Annotated in this window: 14 protein-coding genes; 2 read left to right on the plus strand and 12 right to left on the minus strand. The window is 70.9% G+C overall.

What is annotated here, in order from left to right; genetic code table 11:
• Positions 1–24: 24 nt before the first annotated feature.
• Positions 25–1,092, minus strand: coding sequence for a hypothetical protein (locus ACIP67_RS34495; protein ID WP_401697165.1), 1,068 nt, complete (start codon positions 1,090–1,092; stop codon positions 25–27).
• Between the two features lie 274 nt (positions 1,093–1,366).
• Between ACIP67_RS34495 and ACIP67_RS34500 the strand changes: the two genes are divergently transcribed.
• Positions 1,367–2,359: a hypothetical protein gene (locus tag ACIP67_RS34500; protein ID WP_401697166.1), complete on the plus strand. Its 993-nt coding sequence runs from the start codon at positions 1,367–1,369 to the stop codon at positions 2,357–2,359.
• Positions 2,360–2,428: 69 nt separating this feature from the next.
• Here the strand turns inward: ACIP67_RS34500 and ACIP67_RS34505 are convergent, their stop codons facing one another.
• The 11 genes from ACIP67_RS34505 to ACIP67_RS34555 form a co-directional block, all read right to left on the minus strand.
• The gene (locus ACIP67_RS34505; RefSeq protein WP_401697168.1) at positions 2,429–4,378 is read right to left on the minus strand and encodes a TIGR03960 family B12-binding radical SAM protein; all 1,950 of its coding nucleotides are present in this window, start codon (positions 4,376–4,378) and stop codon (positions 2,429–2,431) included.
• Positions 4,379–4,443: 65 nt separating this feature from the next.
• Positions 4,444–5,991: a CHAD domain-containing protein gene (locus ACIP67_RS34510; protein WP_401697169.1), complete on the minus strand. Its 1,548-nt coding sequence runs from the start codon at positions 5,989–5,991 to the stop codon at positions 4,444–4,446.
• Positions 5,992–6,098: 107 nt separating this feature from the next.
• Positions 6,099–7,298, minus strand: coding sequence for a rod shape-determining protein RodA (gene rodA / locus ACIP67_RS34515; protein ID WP_401697171.1), 1,200 nt, complete (start codon positions 7,296–7,298; stop codon positions 6,099–6,101).
• On the minus strand, positions 7,295–9,553 hold the full coding sequence (gene mrdA, locus ACIP67_RS34520; RefSeq protein ID WP_401697172.1) for a penicillin-binding protein 2: 2,259 nt from the start codon (positions 9,551–9,553) through the stop codon (positions 7,295–7,297). The genes rodA and mrdA overlap by 4 nt, the downstream gene beginning before the upstream one ends.
• 227 nt (positions 9,554–9,780) lie before the next feature.
• Positions 9,781–10,449 (minus strand): rod shape-determining protein MreD, encoded by a 669-nt coding sequence (mreD, locus tag ACIP67_RS34525; protein ID WP_401697173.1) that lies wholly within the window; start codon positions 10,447–10,449, stop codon positions 9,781–9,783.
• A 12-nt stretch (positions 10,450–10,461) separates the two neighbouring features.
• Positions 10,462–11,403 carry a rod shape-determining protein MreC gene (gene mreC / locus ACIP67_RS34530; RefSeq protein WP_401697174.1) on the minus strand — a complete coding sequence of 314 codons (942 nt, stop codon included), beginning with the start codon at positions 11,401–11,403 and terminating at the stop codon, positions 10,462–10,464.
• A gap of 172 nt (positions 11,404–11,575) precedes the next feature.
• Positions 11,576–12,595 (minus strand): rod shape-determining protein, encoded by a 1,020-nt coding sequence (locus ACIP67_RS34535; RefSeq protein WP_110628156.1) that lies wholly within the window; start codon positions 12,593–12,595, stop codon positions 11,576–11,578.
• Between the two features lie 354 nt (positions 12,596–12,949).
• Positions 12,950–13,363 (minus strand): nucleoside-diphosphate kinase, encoded by a 414-nt coding sequence (gene ndk, locus ACIP67_RS34540; RefSeq protein WP_389512359.1) that lies wholly within the window; start codon positions 13,361–13,363, stop codon positions 12,950–12,952.
• A 63-nt stretch (positions 13,364–13,426) separates the two neighbouring features.
• Positions 13,427–13,780, minus strand: coding sequence for a DUF4233 domain-containing protein (locus ACIP67_RS34545; protein WP_389512360.1), 354 nt, complete (start codon positions 13,778–13,780; stop codon positions 13,427–13,429).
• 10 nt (positions 13,781–13,790) lie between these two features.
• A complete protein-coding gene (locus tag ACIP67_RS34550) occupies positions 13,791–15,311 on the minus strand; it encodes a bifunctional folylpolyglutamate synthase/dihydrofolate synthase (RefSeq protein WP_401697175.1) in 1,521 nt (506 codons plus the stop codon).
• A 94-nt stretch (positions 15,312–15,405) separates the two neighbouring features.
• On the minus strand, positions 15,406–18,030 hold the full coding sequence (locus ACIP67_RS34555; protein ID WP_401697177.1) for a valine--tRNA ligase: 2,625 nt from the start codon (positions 18,028–18,030) through the stop codon (positions 15,406–15,408).
• Between the two features lie 137 nt (positions 18,031–18,167).
• Between ACIP67_RS34555 and ACIP67_RS34560 the strand changes: the two genes are divergently transcribed.
• On the plus strand, positions 18,168–19,133 hold the full coding sequence (locus ACIP67_RS34560) for a hypothetical protein (RefSeq protein ID WP_401697178.1): 966 nt from the start codon (positions 18,168–18,170) through the stop codon (positions 19,131–19,133).
• The last annotated feature ends 40 nt before the right edge of the window (positions 19,134–19,173 follow it).

Below are 19,173 nucleotides of genomic sequence, written 5' to 3' on the forward strand. Positions count from 1 at the left end.
GGGCTGTCGCTTGCCCAGTGTCGTTCAGTCCTTCGTGAGAGCGGTCGTACTGCTACCAAGAGTACGTGTCCCACGGGCGGAAGGTTCCCCGCGGGCCGCGCCTTCCCGCTCCGGGGCCTCGCCGAAGAGCATCCGCCGGACGTCCGCGCGCGCCTGCCGTACGGACTGCCGGGCGGCGGTCAGGGCCTGGCCGGCGACCCGGCCCGCGGCGCGGACGGCATCGGCCGCCGGCCGCAGGACGGTGTCACGGACGACGTGTCCCACCGGGGTCAGCACGGTCCGGTACAACCGGCGCACCGGCTCCACGAAGATCCACCGGAAGAGGGTCGCCAGGAAGCGTCCCACGACGAGCGAGACGTGCCCCGCGATCCGCCAGGCGTGCCCGAGGGCGTCCCCCACCTCCCGCACGACGACGGCGAGGAGTCGGCCGACGGGTGCGAGGACCCGGCTCCACAGCGCGACCGCGGGCAGGACGAGCAGGATGCGGGCCGTCCGGTACAGGACCCGGCCGAGCCCGGAGACGAGCGCGCTCAGCACCCACAGGACCCCCCGTGCGCACCAGGTGATCGCCCGGCCGACCGGCATGAGCACCCACGTGTACACCGCGCGGGCGGGGACGGCGACCAGGTACCGCGCCAGCCGGACGAGCGCCGCGCCGAGGCCGGTGCCGACCGGGGTGAGCACGCGCGCGTACAGCAGGGCGAGGACCGCGCCGACCGCCCGGACCAGCCAGGCGACGGCGTGGCCGACGGGCGTGAGGACATGGCGGTGGCACGCCACCAGGGGGATGACGACCAGCACCTTCCCGAGCAGTCGAAGCGCCCGTCCGGCGGGGACGACGACGTACCGCCACAGGCCGACGAGCGGCAGGACGAACAGGACCCTGCCCAGCCACAGCAGGGCCCGGCCGACGGGCCGCAGCACCGTGTCCCGCAGGAAGCGGCCGGCGACGACGAGCGCGTCCCACGCCATCCGCACCGGCAGGACCAGCACGAGCGCGACGATCCGCACGGGCAGCCGGATCGCGACCACGAGGCACCCCTCGGACGGCGGCTGCGCGGGCGGTCGGGCGGGCGGCTTGTCGAGGTCCATGTACGGGTAGACGCCACAACCGCCCGCGCGGATCCCGCGCGGGCGGCGGAACAGGGGGAACGCCCTGCGGCGACGAGTCGGGCGACGCGCGCCACGGGGCGTGCGCGGCCGCTCCCCGCCGGGCGACCACCCATCAGTACCCATCTGATTAGTCCGATATGTCGATCAATGGGCGCGTTCCGAGCCGGAAACCGGCTGGACGCTCAGCGTCCCGGTCAAGCTCGCATCCGGATTCGGGGCACCACTCGAACCGGTTGAGGCAAGGAGCACACAGATGAGTCCTGTCTTCAGGACGCCTACGACCACTTCGCGGCGGAGACCGGCGGCTTCACGTCTGGGGCCGTCGGCCGGGCACACGTGCGCGAGGGCGGGTACGGTCGCCTCGCTCGCGCTGGTCCTGGCGACCGGCCTGATGAGCCCGGCCACGGCGGCGGCGCCGGGCACGGGGAACCTGGCGGCCTCGGCGGAGGCCGGCACGGGCGACCACCACCCCTGCGAACCGGTCAAGCCGGTCAAGCCGGGGAAGGGAAAGCCCGGACAACCGGTCAAGCCCGGCAGGACCGGCGCGAAGGCCGCACCGAAGGCCGGTTCGAAGGCCGGGCCGTCCGGCGGTAAGGAGTGCAAGGGCGAGCAGGGCCCCCCGGGCCCTCCCGGACCTCCGGGCCCTCCCGGACCTCAGGGAGAACCGGGACCCCAGGGCGAAACCGGCCCGCAGGGCGAGGTGGGCCCGCAGGGCGAACCCGGCGTCCAGGGTGAGCCGGGTCCGCAGGGCGAGGTGGGTCCGCAGGGCGAACCCGGCGTCCAGGGAGAGCCCGGCGTCCAGGGAGAGCCGGGTCCCAAGGGCGACCAGGGGCAGCCGGGTGCCACCGGGCCGTGCGCCGACATCGACGGCTTCCAGGACCAGCAGGTCTACGAGGTCCGCGCCGCGGTGAGCGACGGCAACACCTACGCCGGGATCCGGGACGTCCGCCCCGGAGAGAACCACACCCTGAGGTGGACCGACCTCAGCACCCGGACGGGCTACCCGGACGGCGGCGACACGGGCGAGGTCTGCGGCGTCTCCGTCAACGAGCACAGCCAGGGGAACCAGGATCTCGCGGGCATCAAGATCGACGTCCTGACCACCACGGGCTTGGTCTACGAGATCATCTGCACCGAGAGCCACAGCAGCAACACTCCGGCCACCCTGACCTGTCCCGACCCCGCTCCCCCGGCGCTGGCCTGGCTACCCCTGAACTCCCCGCAGCCGGGCGACGACAACAGCTGAGCGAACAGCACGTCCACGCCGACAGCACTGAGCCCCCCGCCCGTCGGGCAGGGGGCTCGGTGCTGAGCCTCAGTGGGAGTGTCCGGTCCCGGCCGGCTGCTTCACCGACAGCGGCAGCAGCTTCTTGCCCGTGGGACCGATCTGAATGCTCGTGTCCATCGCCGGGCAGACACCACAGTCGAAGCACGGCGTCCAGCGGCAGTCCTCGACCTCCGTCTCGTCGAGGGCGTCCTGCCAGTCCTCCCAGAGCCAGTCCTTGTCCAGACCGGAGTCGAGGTGGTCCCAGGGAAGGACCTCCTCGTAGGTGCGCTCACGGGTGGTGTACCAGTCGACGTCCACGCCGAAGGCGGCCAGCGCCTTGTCCGCGCAGCTCATCCAGCGGTCGTAGGAGAAGTGCTCGCGCCAGCCGTCGAAGCGGCCGCCGTCCTCGTAGACGGCGCGGATGACCGCGCCGATCCGGCGGTCGCCGCGGGAGAGCAGGCCCTCGACGATGCCGGGCTTGCCGTCGTGGTAGCGGAAGCCGATCGAACGGCCGTACTTCTTGTCGCCGCGGATCTTGTCCCGGAGCTTCTCCAGGCGGGCGTCCGTCTCCTCGGCGGAGAGCTGCGGCGCCCACTGGAACGGGGTGTGGGGCTTGGGGACGAAGCCGCCGATCGAGACCGTGCAGCGGATGTCGTTCTGGCCGGACACCTTGCGGCCCTCGGCGATCACGTTCATCGCCATGTCGGCGATCTGGAGGACGTCCTCGTCGGTCTCCGTCGGCAGGCCGCACATGAAGTACAGCTTCACCTGGCGCCAGCCGTTGCCGTACGCGGTGGAGACCGTGCGGATCAGGTCCTCCTCCGAGACCATCTTGTTGATGACCTTGCGCATGCGCTCGCTGCCGCCCTCCGGCGCGAACGTCAGACCCGAGCGGCGGCCGTTGCGGGTCAGCTCGTTCGCCAGGTCGACGTTGAAGGCGTCCACCCGGGTCGACGGGAGGGACAGGCCGATCTTGTCCTCCTCGTAGCGGTCCGCCAGGCCCTTCGCGATGTCACCGATCTCCGAGTGGTCCGCGGAGGACAGGGAGAGCAGGCCCACCTCCTCGAAGCCCGTCGCCTTCAGGCCCTTCTCGACCATCTCGCCGATGCCGGTGATGGAGCGCTCGCGGACCGGGCGGGTGATCATGCCCGCCTGGCAGAAGCGGCAGCCTCGGGTGCAGCCGCGGAAGATCTCCACCGACATACGCTCGTGGACCGTCTCGGCGAGCGGCACCAGCGGCTGCTTGGGGTACGGCCACTCGTCGAGGTCCATGACGGTGTGCTTCGACACGCGCCACGGCACGCCCGACTTGTTCGGTACGACACGGGCGATACGGCCGTCGGCGAGGTACTCGACGTCGTAGAACCCCGGGATGTACACCGATCCCGTCTTCGCCAGGCGGAACAGGACCTCCTCGCGGCCTCCGGGGCGCCCCTCCGCCTTCCACTCACGGATGATCTTCGTCATGTCGAGCACGGCCTGCTCGCCGTCGCCGATGATCGCCGCGTCGATGAAGTCGGCGATGGGCTCCGGGTTGAAGGCGGCGTGTCCGCCGGCCAGCACGATCGGGTCGTCGAGCCCCCGGTCCTTGGACTCCAGGGGGATCCCGGCGAGGTCCAGGGCCGTGAGCATGTTGGTGTAGCCGAGCTCCGTGGAGAAGGAGAGGCCGAACACGTCGAACGCCTTCACCGGCCGGTGGCTGTCCACCGTGAACTGCGGGACGGCGTGCTCCCGCATCAGCGCCTCCAGGTCCGGCCACACGCTGTAGGTGCGCTCGGCGAGGACGCCCTCCTGCTCGTTCAGGACCTCGTAGAGGATCATGACGCCCTGGTTGGGCAGACCGACCTCGTACGCGTCCGGGTACATCAGTGCCCAGCGGACGTCACAGTCGTCCCAGGGCTTGACGGTGGAGTTCAGCTCGCCGCCCACGTACTGGATCGGCTTCTGCACATGCGGGAGCAGGGCTTCGAGCTGCGGGAACACCGACTCGACAGACATCGGGGGAACCTTTGTGAGCTGACTGGGGGTACCCCCCGGCCGGAGGCTGGGGGACGGGTGACCATCTAGCCTAACCCGCCCGCAGGCGCCTCCCGGACCGCCGTTCTCCCCCTGATCACCGCCCACGCCCCGGGCAGCGCCGCCTCCGCGAGCTCCGCCCGCCGCTCCTCCCGGCCGTACAGCAGGCCGTAGGCGAAGGCGTCCTCCCCCGCCGCGTGCGCCTGGGCGGCGAGGTCGCGCAGGGCCTCGCGGGTCATCACGCTGTCCTGGTGGTCGCCGAGCAGTTCCTGGAGTGACTTCATCTGCCGGACGAGGTCGGCGGCGGGCTCGCCGAGCGCCGGCACCGCCGCCTCCGCCGCGTAGCGGGTCCGCTTGGCCTTCTTGCGGGCCTCGTGCAGCGCCAGGTCGCGCTCCGGCCCGGCGGGGTGTCCGAGCGCCTCCTCGACGAGGGCCGTCACCTGCCCGAAGTCCTTGCGCACGGCCCTGGCGATCACCTTCGACGGCTCACCGGCGGCGGCCGGAAGCAGCGGCGGTTCGTCCACCAGCCGGTCCAGCGCGTCCAGCAGCGCCAGGTACCGCCCGCCGTCCAGGACGGTGGTCAGTCGCCGGCGGGAGCCCCCGCCGCGCGCCTGCGACCAGGTGCGCAGACGGGCGCGGACCGGGCCGGTGGCCGACGGGGCGGGCAGCCGGTCCACGGCGGCCGTCAGCCGCTCCAGGAGCACCTCCTGGTCCCGGTCCACTCCCAGCTCCCCGGCGAGCCACTTCAGTTCCTCGCCGACGGGGCCGGTGACGGAGCGGTCGAGGACCTTGGCGTGGGACCGGAGGGCGCTGCGGGCGCGGCGGGTGGCGACGCGCATGCGGTGCACGGAGTCGGGAAGGTCCCGGCGGACGGCCGGGTCGAGCTCGACGAGGGCGTCCCGCTGGGCGCGGAGGTAGGCCAGGACGTGGTCGCCCGCGGTCACGGGCTCGACGGCGGACGGTCCACGCCCCGCTCCCGAGGCGGCTTCCGTCCTCCCGGGCCGGGTCTCCGCCAGCGCCCGCGCCAGTTTCGACGCCGACCGGGACGGCCGTACGCCCGCCGCGCGCAGCTCTCGCTCCACCTGGTCGAGGAAGGCGGGGTCGCCGCCGTCGGCGAGTTCGACCTCGATCTCGGTCCACCGGGCGGAGCCGCCGGCGCCGGTCAGCCGGTCCGCCCGGACGGCGTCCGCACTGACCTCGGCGAGCAGCCGGCCCTCCGCGTCGAAGAGCTCGCGCACGTCCCGGGCGGAACGCAGCCGGACCACCGGGACCAGCTCGGCGTCCCGGACCCGGGAGCGGACCAGGCCGGCCAGGAGGTCCGGGACGGTGTCGGACAGCGGTGCGCGGATCTCGTCGCGGACGCCCGGGGCGACCGGGACCTTCAGGTGCCAGCCCGCGTCGGAGCCGCCGGTGCGGCGGCGCAGGGTGAGGGAGGCGGCGGCGAGGCGTTCGTCGGCGGTGTCGTAGTAGACGGCGTCCAGTTCGGCGATGCCCTGGTCGAGTACGGCCGCGACCCCGGCGACGCCGGTCAGGTCGGGCAGTCCACTGTCGTCGGATTCGTACTTGCGCTCGATCTCGCGTCTCGTCTCCGCCATGAACCGAATCTAGTGGCAAGCCGGGGCCGGAGGGCAGTGCCCTCCGGCCCCGGATCGGCCCGGATCGGCCCCGGATCAGGTGCTCGACCGACCGTGTCGCGAACCGCTCACGCGGACATGGGCCGTTGGACCCGGATCGACTGCAGCAGTCCCACCGCCACCCACACCGCGAACATCGACGAGCCTCCGTACGACACGAACGGCAGCGGAAGACCGGTGACCGGCATGATGCCGAGCGTCATGCCGATGTTCTCGAAGGCCTGGAAGGCGAACCAGGCGACGATCCCGGCGGCGACGATCGTGCCGTACAGCTCGCTCGTCTCACGGGCGATGCGGCAGGAACGCCAGAGGATGACGCCCAGCAGAACGATGATCAGGCCACCGCCCACGAAGCCGAGTTCCTCGCCCGCCACGGTGAAGACGAAGTCCGTCTGCTGCTCGGGGACGAACTGGCCGGTGGTCTGGGACCCCTGGAACAGCCCGGACCCGGTCAGTCCGCCCGAGCCGATCGCGATCCGGGCCTGGTTGGTGTTGTAGCCGACGCCCGCCGGGTCGAGGCTGGGGTTGGCGAAGGCCGCGAAGCGGGCGATCTGGTAGTCGTCCAGGATGTGCAGCTGCCACACCGTGACCGCGCCGGTCGCGCCCGCGCCGAGCAGGCCGAAGACCCAGCGGTTGGAGGCGCCCGAGGCCAGCAGCACCCCCAGCACGATGATCACCATGACCATGACCGAGCCCAGGTCGGGCATGAGCATCACGATCAGCATGGGGACGGCGGCGAGGCCGAGGGCCTGGAGCACCGTGCGGTGGTCGGGGTAGGGCTTGTCGCCGGCGTCGACCCGGGCCGCCAGCAGCATCGCCATGCCGAGGATGATCGTGATCTTCACGAACTCCGAGGGCTGGAGCGAGAAGCCCCCGCCGAGCACGATCCACGAGTGCGCGCCGTTGACGGTGGAGCCGAGCGGGGTGAGCACCAGCAGGATCAGCAGGACCGACAGCCCGTAGAGGACCGGCACCGCGTTGCGCAGGGTGCGGTGGCCGAGCCAGACCGTACCGACCATCAGGGCGAGCCCGATGCCGGTGTTCATCAGATGCCGGAGCAGGAAGTAGTACGGGTCGCCCTGGTTGATCTCGGTGCGGTTGCGGGTCGCCGAGTACACCAGCAGCGAGCCGATCAGCGACAGGGCGACGGCCGACAGCAGTATCGGCCAGTCCAGCCGCCGGGCCATCGAGTCGCGGGCGAGGAGCCGCGTCCAGCCGGCCCGCTCGGGCCCGTACCCGGAGACGGAGAAGCTGTTCGCGCCGGTCATGTGCACTTCCTCCGGCTTCCTCGCCCGCGCCGTCGCCGCCGGGTGTCACGGTTGTCCGCCTCGGGCGAGGCCACGGTCGCGGCGGGCTGCGTCCCGTTGTCCGTGGGCGCGCCCTCCTCGGTGGCCTTCTGGCTGGCCTGCTGCTCCTTGGCCGGGTCCGTGGAGATCTTCGGGGAGGCGATGGTGCCGTCCGTCTTGATCTTCGGCAGGTCCTTCAGCGGGGTGGGCAGCAGCGCGTTCTCCTTGTTGATGGTGCCGTCGTCGGACACGCCGTACAGCGCGTCGTAGATGTTGCGCACGGCCGGGCCCGAGGCGCCGGAGCCCGTACCACCCTGGGAGATCGTCATGACGATGGTGTAGTCCTCGGTGTACGTGGCGAACCAGGACGTCGTCTGCTTGCCGTAGACCTCGGCGGTACCGGTCTTGGCGTGCATCGGGATCTCGTCCTGGGGCCAGCCGCCGAAGCGCCAGGCGGCGGTACCGCGGGTGGCCACGCCCTCGAGGGCCTCGTCCATCTGGGCCAGCGTCTTCTGGGTGACCGGCAGCTTGCCGTGCGACTGGGGCTCGATCTCCGTCACGGTCTTGCCGTCGGCGCTGACGATCGCCTTGCCGACCGTCGGGTCGTAGAGGGTGCCCCCGTTGGCGATGGCCGCGTAGATGGTGGCCATCTGGATCGGGGTCACGAGGGTGTCGCCCTGGCCGATGGAGTAGTTGATCTCGTCACCGGCGCGCATCTTGTTGCCCTCGAGGCAGTTCTCGTACGCGATCTTCTCGACGTAACTGCCGTCCTTCTTCCCCGTCTTGCACCAGGCGTCCTTGTTGGCCTCCCAGTACGACTGCTTCCACTCGCGGTCGGGGACGCGGCCGGTGACCTCGTTGGGCAGGTCGATACCGGTCTCCTCGCCGAGGCCGAACTGGTGGGCGGCCTTGAAGAAGTAGTCGTTGGGCTTCGCCTTCGGGTCGATGCCGCCGTCCTTCTGCCACTGGCTGTGGGCGAGCCGGTAGAAGACGGTGTCGCAGGAGACCTCCAGGGCGCGGCCGAGGCTGATGGGGCCGTAGTTCGCCGACTCGAAGTTCTTGAAGACCTGGCCGCCGACCGAGTACGAGCTGGAGCAGTCGTAGCGGCCGTCGAAGTCGTAGCCGGCCTCGACCGCGGCGGCCGTGGAGACCACCTTGAAGATGGAGCCGGGCGCCGCCTGGCCCTGTATGGCCCGGTTGAGCAGCGGGTAGTTGGAGGACTTGCCGGTCAGCTGCTGGTAGTCCTTGGCGGAGATGCCGCCGACCCACGCGTTCGGGTCGTACGTCGGGTTGGACGCCATGGCGACGACGCGGCCGGTCTTGGCCTCCATCACGACGACCGCTCCGGCGTCGGCCTTGTAGTTGACCCCGGTGTTGCGGTCGAGCTGCTTGCGGGCCTCCTTCATCGCCTCGTTCAGCTCGTACTCGGCGACCCGCTGCACGCGGGCGTCGATGCTGGTGACGAGGTTGGAGCCGGGCTCGGCCGGGGTGGCCTCGGCCTCGCCGATGACGCGGCCGAGATTGTCGACCTCGTACCGGGTGACGCCGGCCTTGCCGCGCAGTTCCTTGTCGTACTGGCGCTCCAGGCCGCTGCGGCCGACCTGGTCGGAGCGGAGGAAGGGCGAGTCGGTGTCCTGGGCCTCGGTGATCTCCTCGTCGGTGACCGGGGAGAGGTAGCCGAGGACCTGGGCCGTGTTGGCCTTGCCGGGGCTCGGGTAGCGGCGCACGGCCTCGGGCTCCGCGGTGATGCCGGGGAAGTCCTCGGCGCGCTCACGGATCTGGAGGGCCTGCTTGGGCGTGGCCTCGTCGGTGATGGGGATGGGCTGGTACGGCGAGCCGTTCCAGCAGGGCTGGGGGGTCTCCGCGTCGCACAGCCGGACCTTCTGCATGACCTCCTCGGGGGACATGCCGAGGACGCCCGCGAGTTTGGTGAGGACGGCCTTGCCGTCGTCCTTCTGCTTCAGCAGGTCGGTGCGGGAGGCGGAGACGACCAGCCGGGTCTCGTTGTCCGCGAGCGGCACTCCGCGCGCGTCCAGGATGGAGCCGCGCACCGCGGGCTCGACGACCTGCTGCACGTGGTTGCCGGAGGCCTCCTTGGCGTACTCCGCGCCCTCCCGGATCTGGAGGTACCACAGGCGGCCGCCGAGGGTGCCGAGGAGGGAGAGGACGAGGATCTGGATCACGACGAGCCGGATCTGGACGCGTGGGGTCCGCCCGGTCTCGGGAATGTTGGTCACTGCGGCTGTCTCCCCCTCTCAGCGCGCGAACGTCTGTGCGCGGACGAATGATGAACGACGGGCCGGTGCGGCCTCGTTCCGCCGGAACTTCCCCGTTCGGGTGAACTCCCGGGCCGGCCCCGTTCGGGTGAACTCCCCGGCCGGCCCCGTTCGGGTGACCTCCCGGGCCGGCCCCGGGACTGGGGTGACCGGCCGGGCCCTCCCTGTTCGGGTGAACTCCCCCGCGTTCACAGCCGCTTGACCCCCTTGATCCGTCCGGCGCGGGCGACCCGGGAGCGCGCGGCCCGCAGTTTCAGGCCGCCCCGCTGGCCGCCGATCCGCAGACCGGTGCCGGAGGCGAGCCACCCGGAGGAGATGTCGGCCTTCTGGGCGGCGTTGGTGTCGGCCAGCGGGTCGTTCTCCGCGCGCCGGGCCAGCCACATCACGGCGGGCACGACGAACGGGGCGAGCAGCAGGTCGTACAGGGCCGCCGAGAACAGCAGCCCGGTGAGGCCCACATGGCGGGCGGTGGTGTCGCCGACGAGGGCGCCGACCCCCGCGTACAGCAGGGTGGAGCCGACCGCGGCGGCGACGACCACGACCATGGGGCCGGTGGCCGACTTGATCTGCCCGGTCTCCGGCTTGACGAGACCGGCGAGGTAGCCGATCACGCACAGCACGAGGGCGTAGCGGCCGGCCGCGTGGTCGGCGGGCGGGGCGAGGTCGGCGAGCAGGCCGGCGCCGAAGCCGATGAGGGCGCCGCTGACATGGCCGTACACCATGGCCAGGCCCAGGACGGTGAGGAGGAGCAGGTCGGGGACGGCGCCGGGGAGGTGGAGGCGGGCGAGGACGCTCACCTGGACCACCAGGGCGACGGCGATCAGCGGGACGGAGAGCAGGATCCGGTTGACGCGCATGGTAGTCAGCTCCTACTGCTCGTCCTGGCCGTCGGCGGGTGCGTTCGCGTCCGGGGTGACCGTGACGGTCACCGTGGGCGTGGGGACCGGTTGGGGCTTCGCGGGGAGCACGGTGTCGCGGGGGTCCTTCTTCGGGGCCTCGACGACGACACCGACGATGTCGAGCTTGGTGAAGCTGACGTACGGCGTGACGTAGAGGGTGCGGGTCAGGTCGCCGCCGGAGGGGTCGACGCGGGAGACCACGCCGACGGGGACGCCGGGGACGAACGGCTTGTCGGCCTGCGAGCCGAAGGTGACGAGCCGGTCGCCCTTCTTCACCTCGGCCTTGCCGTTGAGGAGTTCGACGCGCAGCGGGCGGTCGCCCTGTCCGGAGGCGAAGCCGAGCTCGTCGCCGGCCTCCATGCGCGTACCGACGGTGAAGTCGGGGTCGTTGGCGAGGAGGACGGTGGCGGTGTCCGGGCCCACGGTCGTCACCCGGCCGACGAGTCCGTCGCCGTTGAGCACGGTCATGTCCCGCTCGATGCCGTCGTCGGCGCCGATGTCGATGGTGACGGTCCAGGAGAAGCCCTGGGCCGCTCCTATCGCGATGACCTCGGCACCCTTGATGCCGTACTGGCCGGCGCCGGCGGTCCGCAGCATCTTGTCGAGCTGCGCCAGGCGGCTGCGGTTGCGGTCGTCGCTGCCGAGCTTCGCCTTGAGGGCCGCGTTCTCCTGCTCCAGTTCGGCGAGCCGGTCGTGGCGTTCGCCGGAGTCGCGGACCGCGGAGACGGCGTTGCCGACCGGGTCGACCGCCGAGGCCACCCCGTTCTCGACCGGGCCGAGGACCGCGGCCGCGGCCCGCCGGGCACCGTCGACCGGGGAGTCCTCGCCACCGCGGATGTCGACCGTGATCAGTGCGAACGCGACGGCGATCAGCAGCACCAGGAGCAGCCGGCTCTCTCGTGTGTCCCTCACGTGCGGCGGCCGTGCCCTTCTCATAGGAATCGGGAATTCCGGTCGCCCCCCGGAGAAATCCGAGGGGCGCCGTATGGGATGTTTCGAGGCTCTTTGCGGATCTTATGCCTCTATATCAACGATCCGCCGCACGAGAGGCGATCATCTCGTACGGCGGAATCGAAGCGTTACGTCATCTGCGGGGTGCGGCGTCCAGGACCTGCTGGAGCGCCTCGAACTCCTCGACGCACTTGCCGGATCCGAGCGCCACGCTGTCCAGCGGGTCCTCGGCGATGTGGATCGGCATTCCGGTCTCGCGCCGCAGCCGTTCGTCCAGACCGCGCAGCAGGGCGCCGCCGCCGGTCAGAACGATTCCGCGGTCCATGATGTCGCCGGACAGCTCCGGCGGGCACTTGTCGAGCGTGGTCTTCACGGCGTCGACGATGGCGTTGACGGGCTCCTCGATCGCCTTGCGCACCTCCGCGGCGGAGATGACGACGGTCTTGGGCAGCCCGGAGACCAGGTCGCGGCCGCGGATCTCGGTGTGCTCGTCGGTGTCGAGGTCGTACGCCGAACCGATGGTGATCTTGATCTGCTCGGCCGTGCGCTCACCCAGGAGGAGGCTGTACTCCTTCTTGATGTGCTGGATGATCGCGTTGTCCAGCTCGTCGCCCGCGACCCGGATGGACTGGGCGGTGACGATGCCGCCGAGCGAGATGACCGCGACCTCGGTGGTGCCGCCGCCGATGTCCACCACCATGTTGCCGGTGGCCTCGTGGACCGGCAGGCCGGAGCCGATGGCCGCCGCCATGGGCTCCTCGATGATGTGCACCTGCCGGGCGCCGGCCTGGGTCGACGCCTCGATGACGGCGCGGCGCTCGACGCCTGTGATGCCGGAGGGGACGCAGACGACGACGCGCGGCCGGGCGAGGTACCGCCGCTTGTGGATCTTCAGGATGAAGTAGCGGAGCATGCGCTCGGTGATCTCGAAGTCGGCGATGACCCCGTCCTTCAAGGGACGCACGGCCACGATGTTGCCAGGGGTCCGGCCGATCATCTTCTTGGCTTCGGCGCCGACCGCGAGGATGCCACCGGTGTTGGTGTTGATCGCGACGACGGACGGCTCGTTGAGTACGATCCCGCGACCCCTGACGTACACCAGCGTGTTGGCGGTCCCGAGGTCGACAGCCATGTCACGGCCGATGAACGACATTGAGTTCCCCATCAGGATTCGACTGGCCTTCCCATGAGCTTTTGAGGGCTTTTCAGGTCGGCGAGGTGGGTGCTGTGACGTGAAGGCTTACATCGTAAACGCGCTTGCACGAACACTGCGCGAGGGTCTTCGCCATTGTCAGCAGATGCCGTGACGCCTCGCTTGTGGAGACGGGCCATCGGGGGAACGCGTTCCCCCGATCGGCACGCATATACCGAAGGACGGCCGAAAAGGTACGGCCGTCCTCGGTCGGGCGGACAGGTGAACTGACGCGCCGTCAAAAAGTTGCACGAAAATTTCGCGGGCCCCTCGGCGCTCCAGCTCCCCGGAGCGTCGCGCGCGGCGCCCTGTGGGCTACGCGTGGGCCGGGAAGAAGATCTTCACCTCGCGCTCCGCGGACTCCTCGGAGTCGGAGGCGTGGATCAGGTTCTCGCGGACGATGACGCCGTAGTCGCCGCGGATGGAGCCGGGGGCGGCGGCGATCGGGTCGGTGGGGCCGGCCAGCGCGCGCACGCCCTCGATGACCCGCTCACCCTCGACGATCAGCGCCACGACCGGGCCGGAGGACATGAACTCCACCAGCGGCTCGTAGAAGGGCTTGCCCTTGTGCTCGCCGTAGTGCTGCTCCAGGGTCTCCTGGTCCAGCGTGCGCAGCTCCAGCGCCGTGATCCGCCAGTCGGCCTTGCGCTCGATACGGCTGATGATCTCGCCGGTCAGGCCACGACGGACGGCGTCGGGCTTGAGGAGGACGAGGGTGCGCTGGCTCACGGGGGGCTCCTTCTGCTGCCGGTGTGCGGTGGGACGAGATTACAGGGCGTGTCCGTGCGCCCGTCACACAGCGTCAGGGGTGGAACCGGCCTGTGCGGCGAAGCGGGCCTTCGCCTCGTCGATCTTCCGGCCGTAGTGCACGGACGCCCACCACAGGGCTCCGAAGAGCACGCCCAGGACGAACATCATGGGGACGAAGAAGCCGGAGGCGACCAGGGCGATCTGCAGGGCCCAGCCGAGGGCGACGCCCCCGGGCCGGGTGACCATGCCGCACAGCAGCACGCTCAGCAGCATCGCGACACCGCACACCGTCCACACCGTGGTCATGGACAGGTCGGGATCCTTCATGGCGACCAGACCGGCGAAGCCGATGACGAAGAACTCGCCGATCAGGGTCGAGGAACAGAGCGTACGCATGGTGTGAGCCTCAGCCCTTCCCCAGGAGCAGCCGGGCTTCCCCGACGGTGATGACGGAACCGGTGACGAGGACGCCGCCGCCCGCGAACTCGCCCTCCTCCTCGGCGAGCGTGATCGCCGCCTCCAGGGCGTCGGGCAGCCGCGGCTCGACCTGGACGCGCTCCTCGCCGAACACCTCGACGGCGATCGCGGCGAGCTCGTCGGCGTCCATCGCGCGGTGACTGGAGTTCTGGGTGATCACGACCTCGGCGAAGATCGGCTCGAAGGCCTCCAGCAGCCCTCGTACGTTCTTGTCGCCGCTGGCCCCGACCACGCCGATCAGCCGGCTGAAGTCGAAGGCCTCGCCGACCGCCTCGGCGGTGGCGCGGGCGCCCGCGGGGTTGTGGGCCGCGTCCAGCACGACGGTCGGGGACCGGCGTACGACCTCCAGGCGGCCCGGTGACGACACGGAGGCGAAGGCCTTGCGGACGGTGTCGATGTCCAGCGGCTCGGGCCGCTGGGAGCCGACGCCGAAGAACGCCTCGACGGCGGCGAGCGCGACGGCGGCGTTGTGCGCCTGGTAGGCGCCGTGCAGCGGGAGGTACACCTCGCCGTACTCGCCGCCCAGGCCGCGCAGGGTCAGCAGCTGGCCGCCGACCGCGACCTGGCGGGACACGACGCCGAACTCCAGCCCTTCCCGGGCCACGGTCGCGTCGACCTCGACGGCCTTCTTCAGCAGCACCTGGGCGGCGTCGACCGGCTGCTGGGCCAGGATGACCGTCGCGTCCTGCTTGATGATCCCGCCCTTCTCGGCGGCGATCGCGGCGGTCGTGGCGCCGAGCCGGTCGGTGTGGTCGAGGTCGATCGGGGTGACGACGGCGACGTCCCCGTCGATGACGTTGGTCGCGTCCCAGGAGCCGCCCATGCCGACCTCGACCACGGCCACGTCGACGGGGGCGTCGGCGAAGGCCGCGTACGCCATGCCGGTGAGCACCTCGAAGAAGGACAGCCGGTACTCCTGCGCCTGGTCGACCATCTCGACGTACGGCTCGATGTCCCGGTACGTCTCGATGAACCGCTCGGCCGACACGGGCGCGCCGTCCAGGCTGATCCGCTCGGTGATCGACTGGACGTGGGGGGAGGTGTAGCGGCCGGTGCGCAGTTCGAAGGCGCCCAGCAGGGCCTCGATCATGCGGGCGGTGGACGTCTTGCCGTTGGTCCCCGTGATGTGCAGGGAGGGGTACGACCGCTGCGGCTCCCCCAGCACGTCCATCAGCGCGGCGATCCGGCTGACGGACGGCTCCAGCTTGGTCTCCCCCCACCGTGTGGCCAGCTCCGCCTCGACCTCGCGCAGGGCCTTGTCGATCTCGGGATCCTCGGGCCGTGCCGGCACGTCGGCCTGCGGCGGACCGCCCTGCGTGCGCAGGGTGCGGCTGCCCGCCTCGATGACCGCGAGATCGGGGTCGCGGTCGGTCTCGGCCGCGATGATCTCGTCGAAGGAGTCGAGGGGGTCGGGCTGGTCGTGGTTGCCGTTCGGGGGGAGCTCGCTCACGAGGCCAGTCTACGGAGGGGAGGTGACAGAGGTGGGCGAAGGCCCCCGGAACCGTCGGGTTCCGGGGGCCTTCACCTACGGGGGTACGGGACCCTCACGCCTGCGGCAGCCGCTCCAGCTGGGCCTGGATGCGGGCGATGTCCTCCTCCGCCTTGGCCAGCCGGGTGCGGATCTTCTCCACCACGTTGTCCGGCGCCTTGGCGAGGAAGGCCTCGTTGCCGAGCTTGGCGTTCGCCTGGGCCTTCTCCTTCTCGGCGGCGGCCAGGTCCTTGGCCAGCCGCTTGCGCTCCGCCACCACGTCGATCGTGCCGGACAGGTCCAGGGCGACCGTGGCGCCCGCGACCGGCAGGGTCGCCGTCGCCGAGAAGGCCTCGCCCTCCGGCTGGAGCCGCAGCAGCTGGCGGATGGCCGCCTCGTGCGGGGCGAGCGCGGTGCCGCCCAGCTCCAGGCGGGCCGGGACCCGCTGGCCGGGCTGGAGGCCCTGGTCGGCGCGGAAGCGGCGGACCTCGGTGATGACGGACTGGAGGGTCTCGATCTCGCGCTCGGCCGCCCGGTCGCGGAAACCGGAGTCCTTCGGCCAGTCGGCGACCACCAGGGACTCACCGCCGGTGAGGGTCGTCCACAGGGTGTCGGTGACGAACGGGACGACCGGGTGGAGCAGCCGCAGCAGCACGTCGAGGACCTCGCCGAGGACCCGGCCGGTGACCTTCGCCGGCTCGCCGCCCGCGAAGAAGGTGGTCTTGGTCAGCTCGACGTACCAGTCGAAGACCTCGTCCCACGCGAAGTGGTACAGCGCCTCGCTGAGCTTGGCGAACTGGTAGTCCTCGTAGTAGGCGTCGACCTGCGCCACGGTCTCGCCCAGCCGCGACAGGATCCAGCGGTCGGTCGGCGACAGTTCCTCGGCCGGGGGCAGGTCGCCCTCGATCGTGGCGCCGTTCATCATCGCGAAGCGGGTGGCGTTCCAGATCTTGTTGGCGAAGTTGCGGGACGCCTGGACCCAGTCCTCGCCGATCGGCACGTCGGCGCCGGGGTTGGCGCCCCGGGCCAGGGTGAAGCGGACGGCGTCGGAGCCGTACTTGTCCATCCAGTCGAGCGGGTCGACGACGTTGCCGAAGGACTTCGACATCTTCTTGCCGAACTCGTCCCGGACCAGGCCGGTGAGCGCGATGGTGTGGAAGGGGACCTCGCCGTCCATCGCGTACAGGCCGAACATCATCATCCGGGCGACCCAGAAGAAGATGATGTCGTGGCCGGTGAGCAGGACGTCGGTCGGGTAGAACTTCGCCAGGTCCGGGGTCTTCTCCGGCCAGCCGAGCGTGGAGAAGGGCCACAGGCCGGAGGAGAACCAGGTGTCGAGGACGTCGGAGTCCTGGGTCCAGCCCTCGCCGGACGGCGGCTCCTCGTCGGGGCCGACGCAGACGACCTCGCCGTCGGGGCCGTACCAGATCGGGATGCGGTGGCCCCACCACAGCTGGCGCGAGATGCACCAGTCGTGCATGTTGTCGACCCAGTCGAAGTAGCGCTTCGACATCTCCTCGGGGTGGATCTTGACCCGGCCGTCGCGGACCGCGTCACCGGCGGCCTGCGCGAGCGGGCCGACCTTGACCCACCACTGCATGGACAGCCGCGGCTCGACCGTGGTCTTGCAGCGCGAGCAGTGGCCCACGGAGTGCATGTAGGGGCGCTTCTCGGCGACGATCCGGCCCTGCTCCCTGAGCGCGCCGACGACCGCCGAGCGGGCCTCGAAGCGGTCCAGGCCGAGGAAGGGACCGTGGACGGTGATGACGCCGTGCTCGTCCATGATCGTCATGGCGGGCAGGCCGTGGCGCTGGCCGATCGCGAAGTCGTTCGGGTCGTGGGCCGGGGTGACCTTGACGGCGCCGGTGCCGAACTCGGGGTCGACGTGCTCGTCGGCGACGACCGGGATGGTCCGGTCGGTCAGCGGGAGCTTGATCCGGCGGCCGACCAGGTGCCGGTACCGCTCGTCGTCGGGGTGGACGGCGACGGCCGTGTCACCGAGCATCGTCTCGGCGCGGGTGGTGGCGACGACCAGGGAGTCCTCGCCCTCGCCGTACCGGATGGAGACCAGCTCGCCGGCGTCCTCCTGGTACTCCACCTCGATGTCGGAGATGGCGGTCAGACAGCGCGGGCACCAGTTGATGATGCGCTCGGCGCGGTAGATCAGCTCGTCCTCGTAGAGCTTCTTGAAGATGGTGCCGACGGCCTTGGACAGGCCCTCGTCCATGGTGAACCGCTCACGGCTCCAGTCGACGCCGTCACCGAGGCGCCGCATCTGGCCGAGGATCCGGCCGCCGTACTCCTCCTTCCACTGCCAGACGCGCTCGACGAACGCCTCGCGGCCCAGGTCGTGGCGGGACTTGCCCTCCTCGGCGAGCTGCTGCTCGACCTTGTTCTGGGTGGCGATGCCGGCGTGGTCCATGCCGGGCAGCCACAGCGCCTCGTAGCCCTGCATGCGCTTGCGGCGCGTGAGGGCGTCCATGAGGGTGTGCTGGAAGGCGTGGCCCAGGTGGAGCGAGCCGGTGACGTTCGGCGGCGGGATGACGATGGTGTACGCGGGCTTGTCACTGCTCGCGTCGGCGGCGAAGTAACCCCGTTCCACCCAGCGCTCGTACAGCGTCCGCTCTACCTCGGCCGGCGCGTACTGGGTCGGCAGTTCGGTCGTGGGCGCTGGTGGCTGCTGCTGAGCGTGGTCGGTCACGGGCTCAGTTTAGAGGTGTCACGACGCCGTCCCGAAACGCGTTTGTTCTGTAACGGTGGGGGCCCCGGCGCGGTGGCCCCACAGGCTGTGAGCCAGGATGTGAAAAACACATAAGCTTTCTGGAGGGGAACCCAGGAATGAGCTACAACCAGCCGGGCCCGTACGGCGGGCAGCAGCCTCAGCAGCCCGGCCCGTACGGCCAGCCGGGTCCGTACGGCCAGCAGCCGCCGGCCCCCCAGCCCGGCTACGGCTACCCCCAGCAGCCCCCTCAGGGTGTTCCGCCGCAGACCCCGCCCTACGGCCAGCAGCCGGGCCCGTACGGCCAGCAGCCGCCCACCCCGCCCTACGGCGGCCAGCCCCCCTACGGCCAGCAGCCCCCGTACGGCCAGGCCCCCTACGGCGTCCCGCATCCGCCGGCCCCGGGCGGCGGCAAGAAGAAGGCCGGCCTGGTGATCGGCGCGGTCGCGGTGGTGGCGGCGCTCGGTGTGGGCGCCTACTTCGTGCTCGGCGGCGGCGGGGGTGCCGGCGGTCTGGAGGACGACGGCCCGCACAAGCTGACCGCGCCGGCCTCCCTGCTCTCCGACAAGTACCAGCGGATGGGCGACTCGGCGGAGGAGGAGGCGAGCGAGAGCGACGAGGAGGACCTCGCCAAGGCCGGAGTCACCGACGCCACCTCGATCGGCGCGATCTACTCGACGATCGACCTGACCTCCCTCGACACCGACGACCCGTCCGACGTGGCGAAGACTCAGACCGCCGAGAACATCACCTTCTTCGGTGTCTACGGCACGATCGCGGACCCCGAGAAGGCCCTCGACATCACCTTCTCCCAGATGAAGGCGGAGTCGGACGACGACGTGACGCTGATCGGCGACGCCGAGACCGTCGAGCCCGACAACCTGGACGGCGCCGTGATGCGGTGCCAGAAGGCGGAGAGCAAGAACGCGCTCACCGAGACGACGCAGACCACCTACATGTGCATCTGGGCCGACTACAGCACCATGGGCGTGGTCGAGCCGACCGCCGGCGCCAAGACCTACTCGCTCGACGAGTCCGCCGAGATCGCGGCCGACGTGCGCGAGGAGGCCCGCGTCGCCCTCTGACGCCGGGCCGGCGTCGCACTCCGGCGCCGCACCACCGCAC

The organism is Streptomyces sp. NPDC088812 (assembly GCF_044750285.1).
Classification (GTDB): Bacteria; Actinomycetota; Actinomycetes; order Streptomycetales; family Streptomycetaceae; genus Streptomyces.

Bases quoted from the DNA above. Each gene is read 5' to 3' on its own strand.
- ACIP67_RS34495 (WP_401697165.1), bottom strand. From the start codon at position 1,092: ATGGACCTCGACAAGCCGCCCGCCCGACCGCCCGCGCAGCCGCCGTCC.
- ACIP67_RS34500 (WP_401697166.1), top strand. From the start codon at position 1,367: ATGAGTCCTGTCTTCAGGACGCCTACGACCACTTCGCGGCGGAGACCG.
- ACIP67_RS34505 (WP_401697168.1), bottom strand. From the start codon at position 4,378: ATGTCTGTCGAGTCGGTGTTCCCGCAGCTCGAAGCCCTGCTCCCGCAT.
- ACIP67_RS34510 (WP_401697169.1), bottom strand. From the start codon at position 5,991: ATGGCGGAGACGAGACGCGAGATCGAGCGCAAGTACGAATCCGACGAC.
- rodA (WP_401697171.1), bottom strand. From the start codon at position 7,298: ATGACCGGCGCGAACAGCTTCTCCGTCTCCGGGTACGGGCCCGAGCGG.
- mreD (WP_401697173.1), bottom strand. From the start codon at position 10,449: ATGCGCGTCAACCGGATCCTGCTCTCCGTCCCGCTGATCGCCGTCGCC.
- ACIP67_RS34535 (WP_110628156.1), bottom strand. From the start codon at position 12,595: ATGTCGTTCATCGGCCGTGACATGGCTGTCGACCTCGGGACCGCCAAC.
- ACIP67_RS34545 (WP_389512360.1), bottom strand. From the start codon at position 13,780: ATGCGTACGCTCTGTTCCTCGACCCTGATCGGCGAGTTCTTCGTCATC.
- ACIP67_RS34560 (WP_401697178.1), top strand. From the start codon at position 18,168: ATGAGCTACAACCAGCCGGGCCCGTACGGCGGGCAGCAGCCTCAGCAG.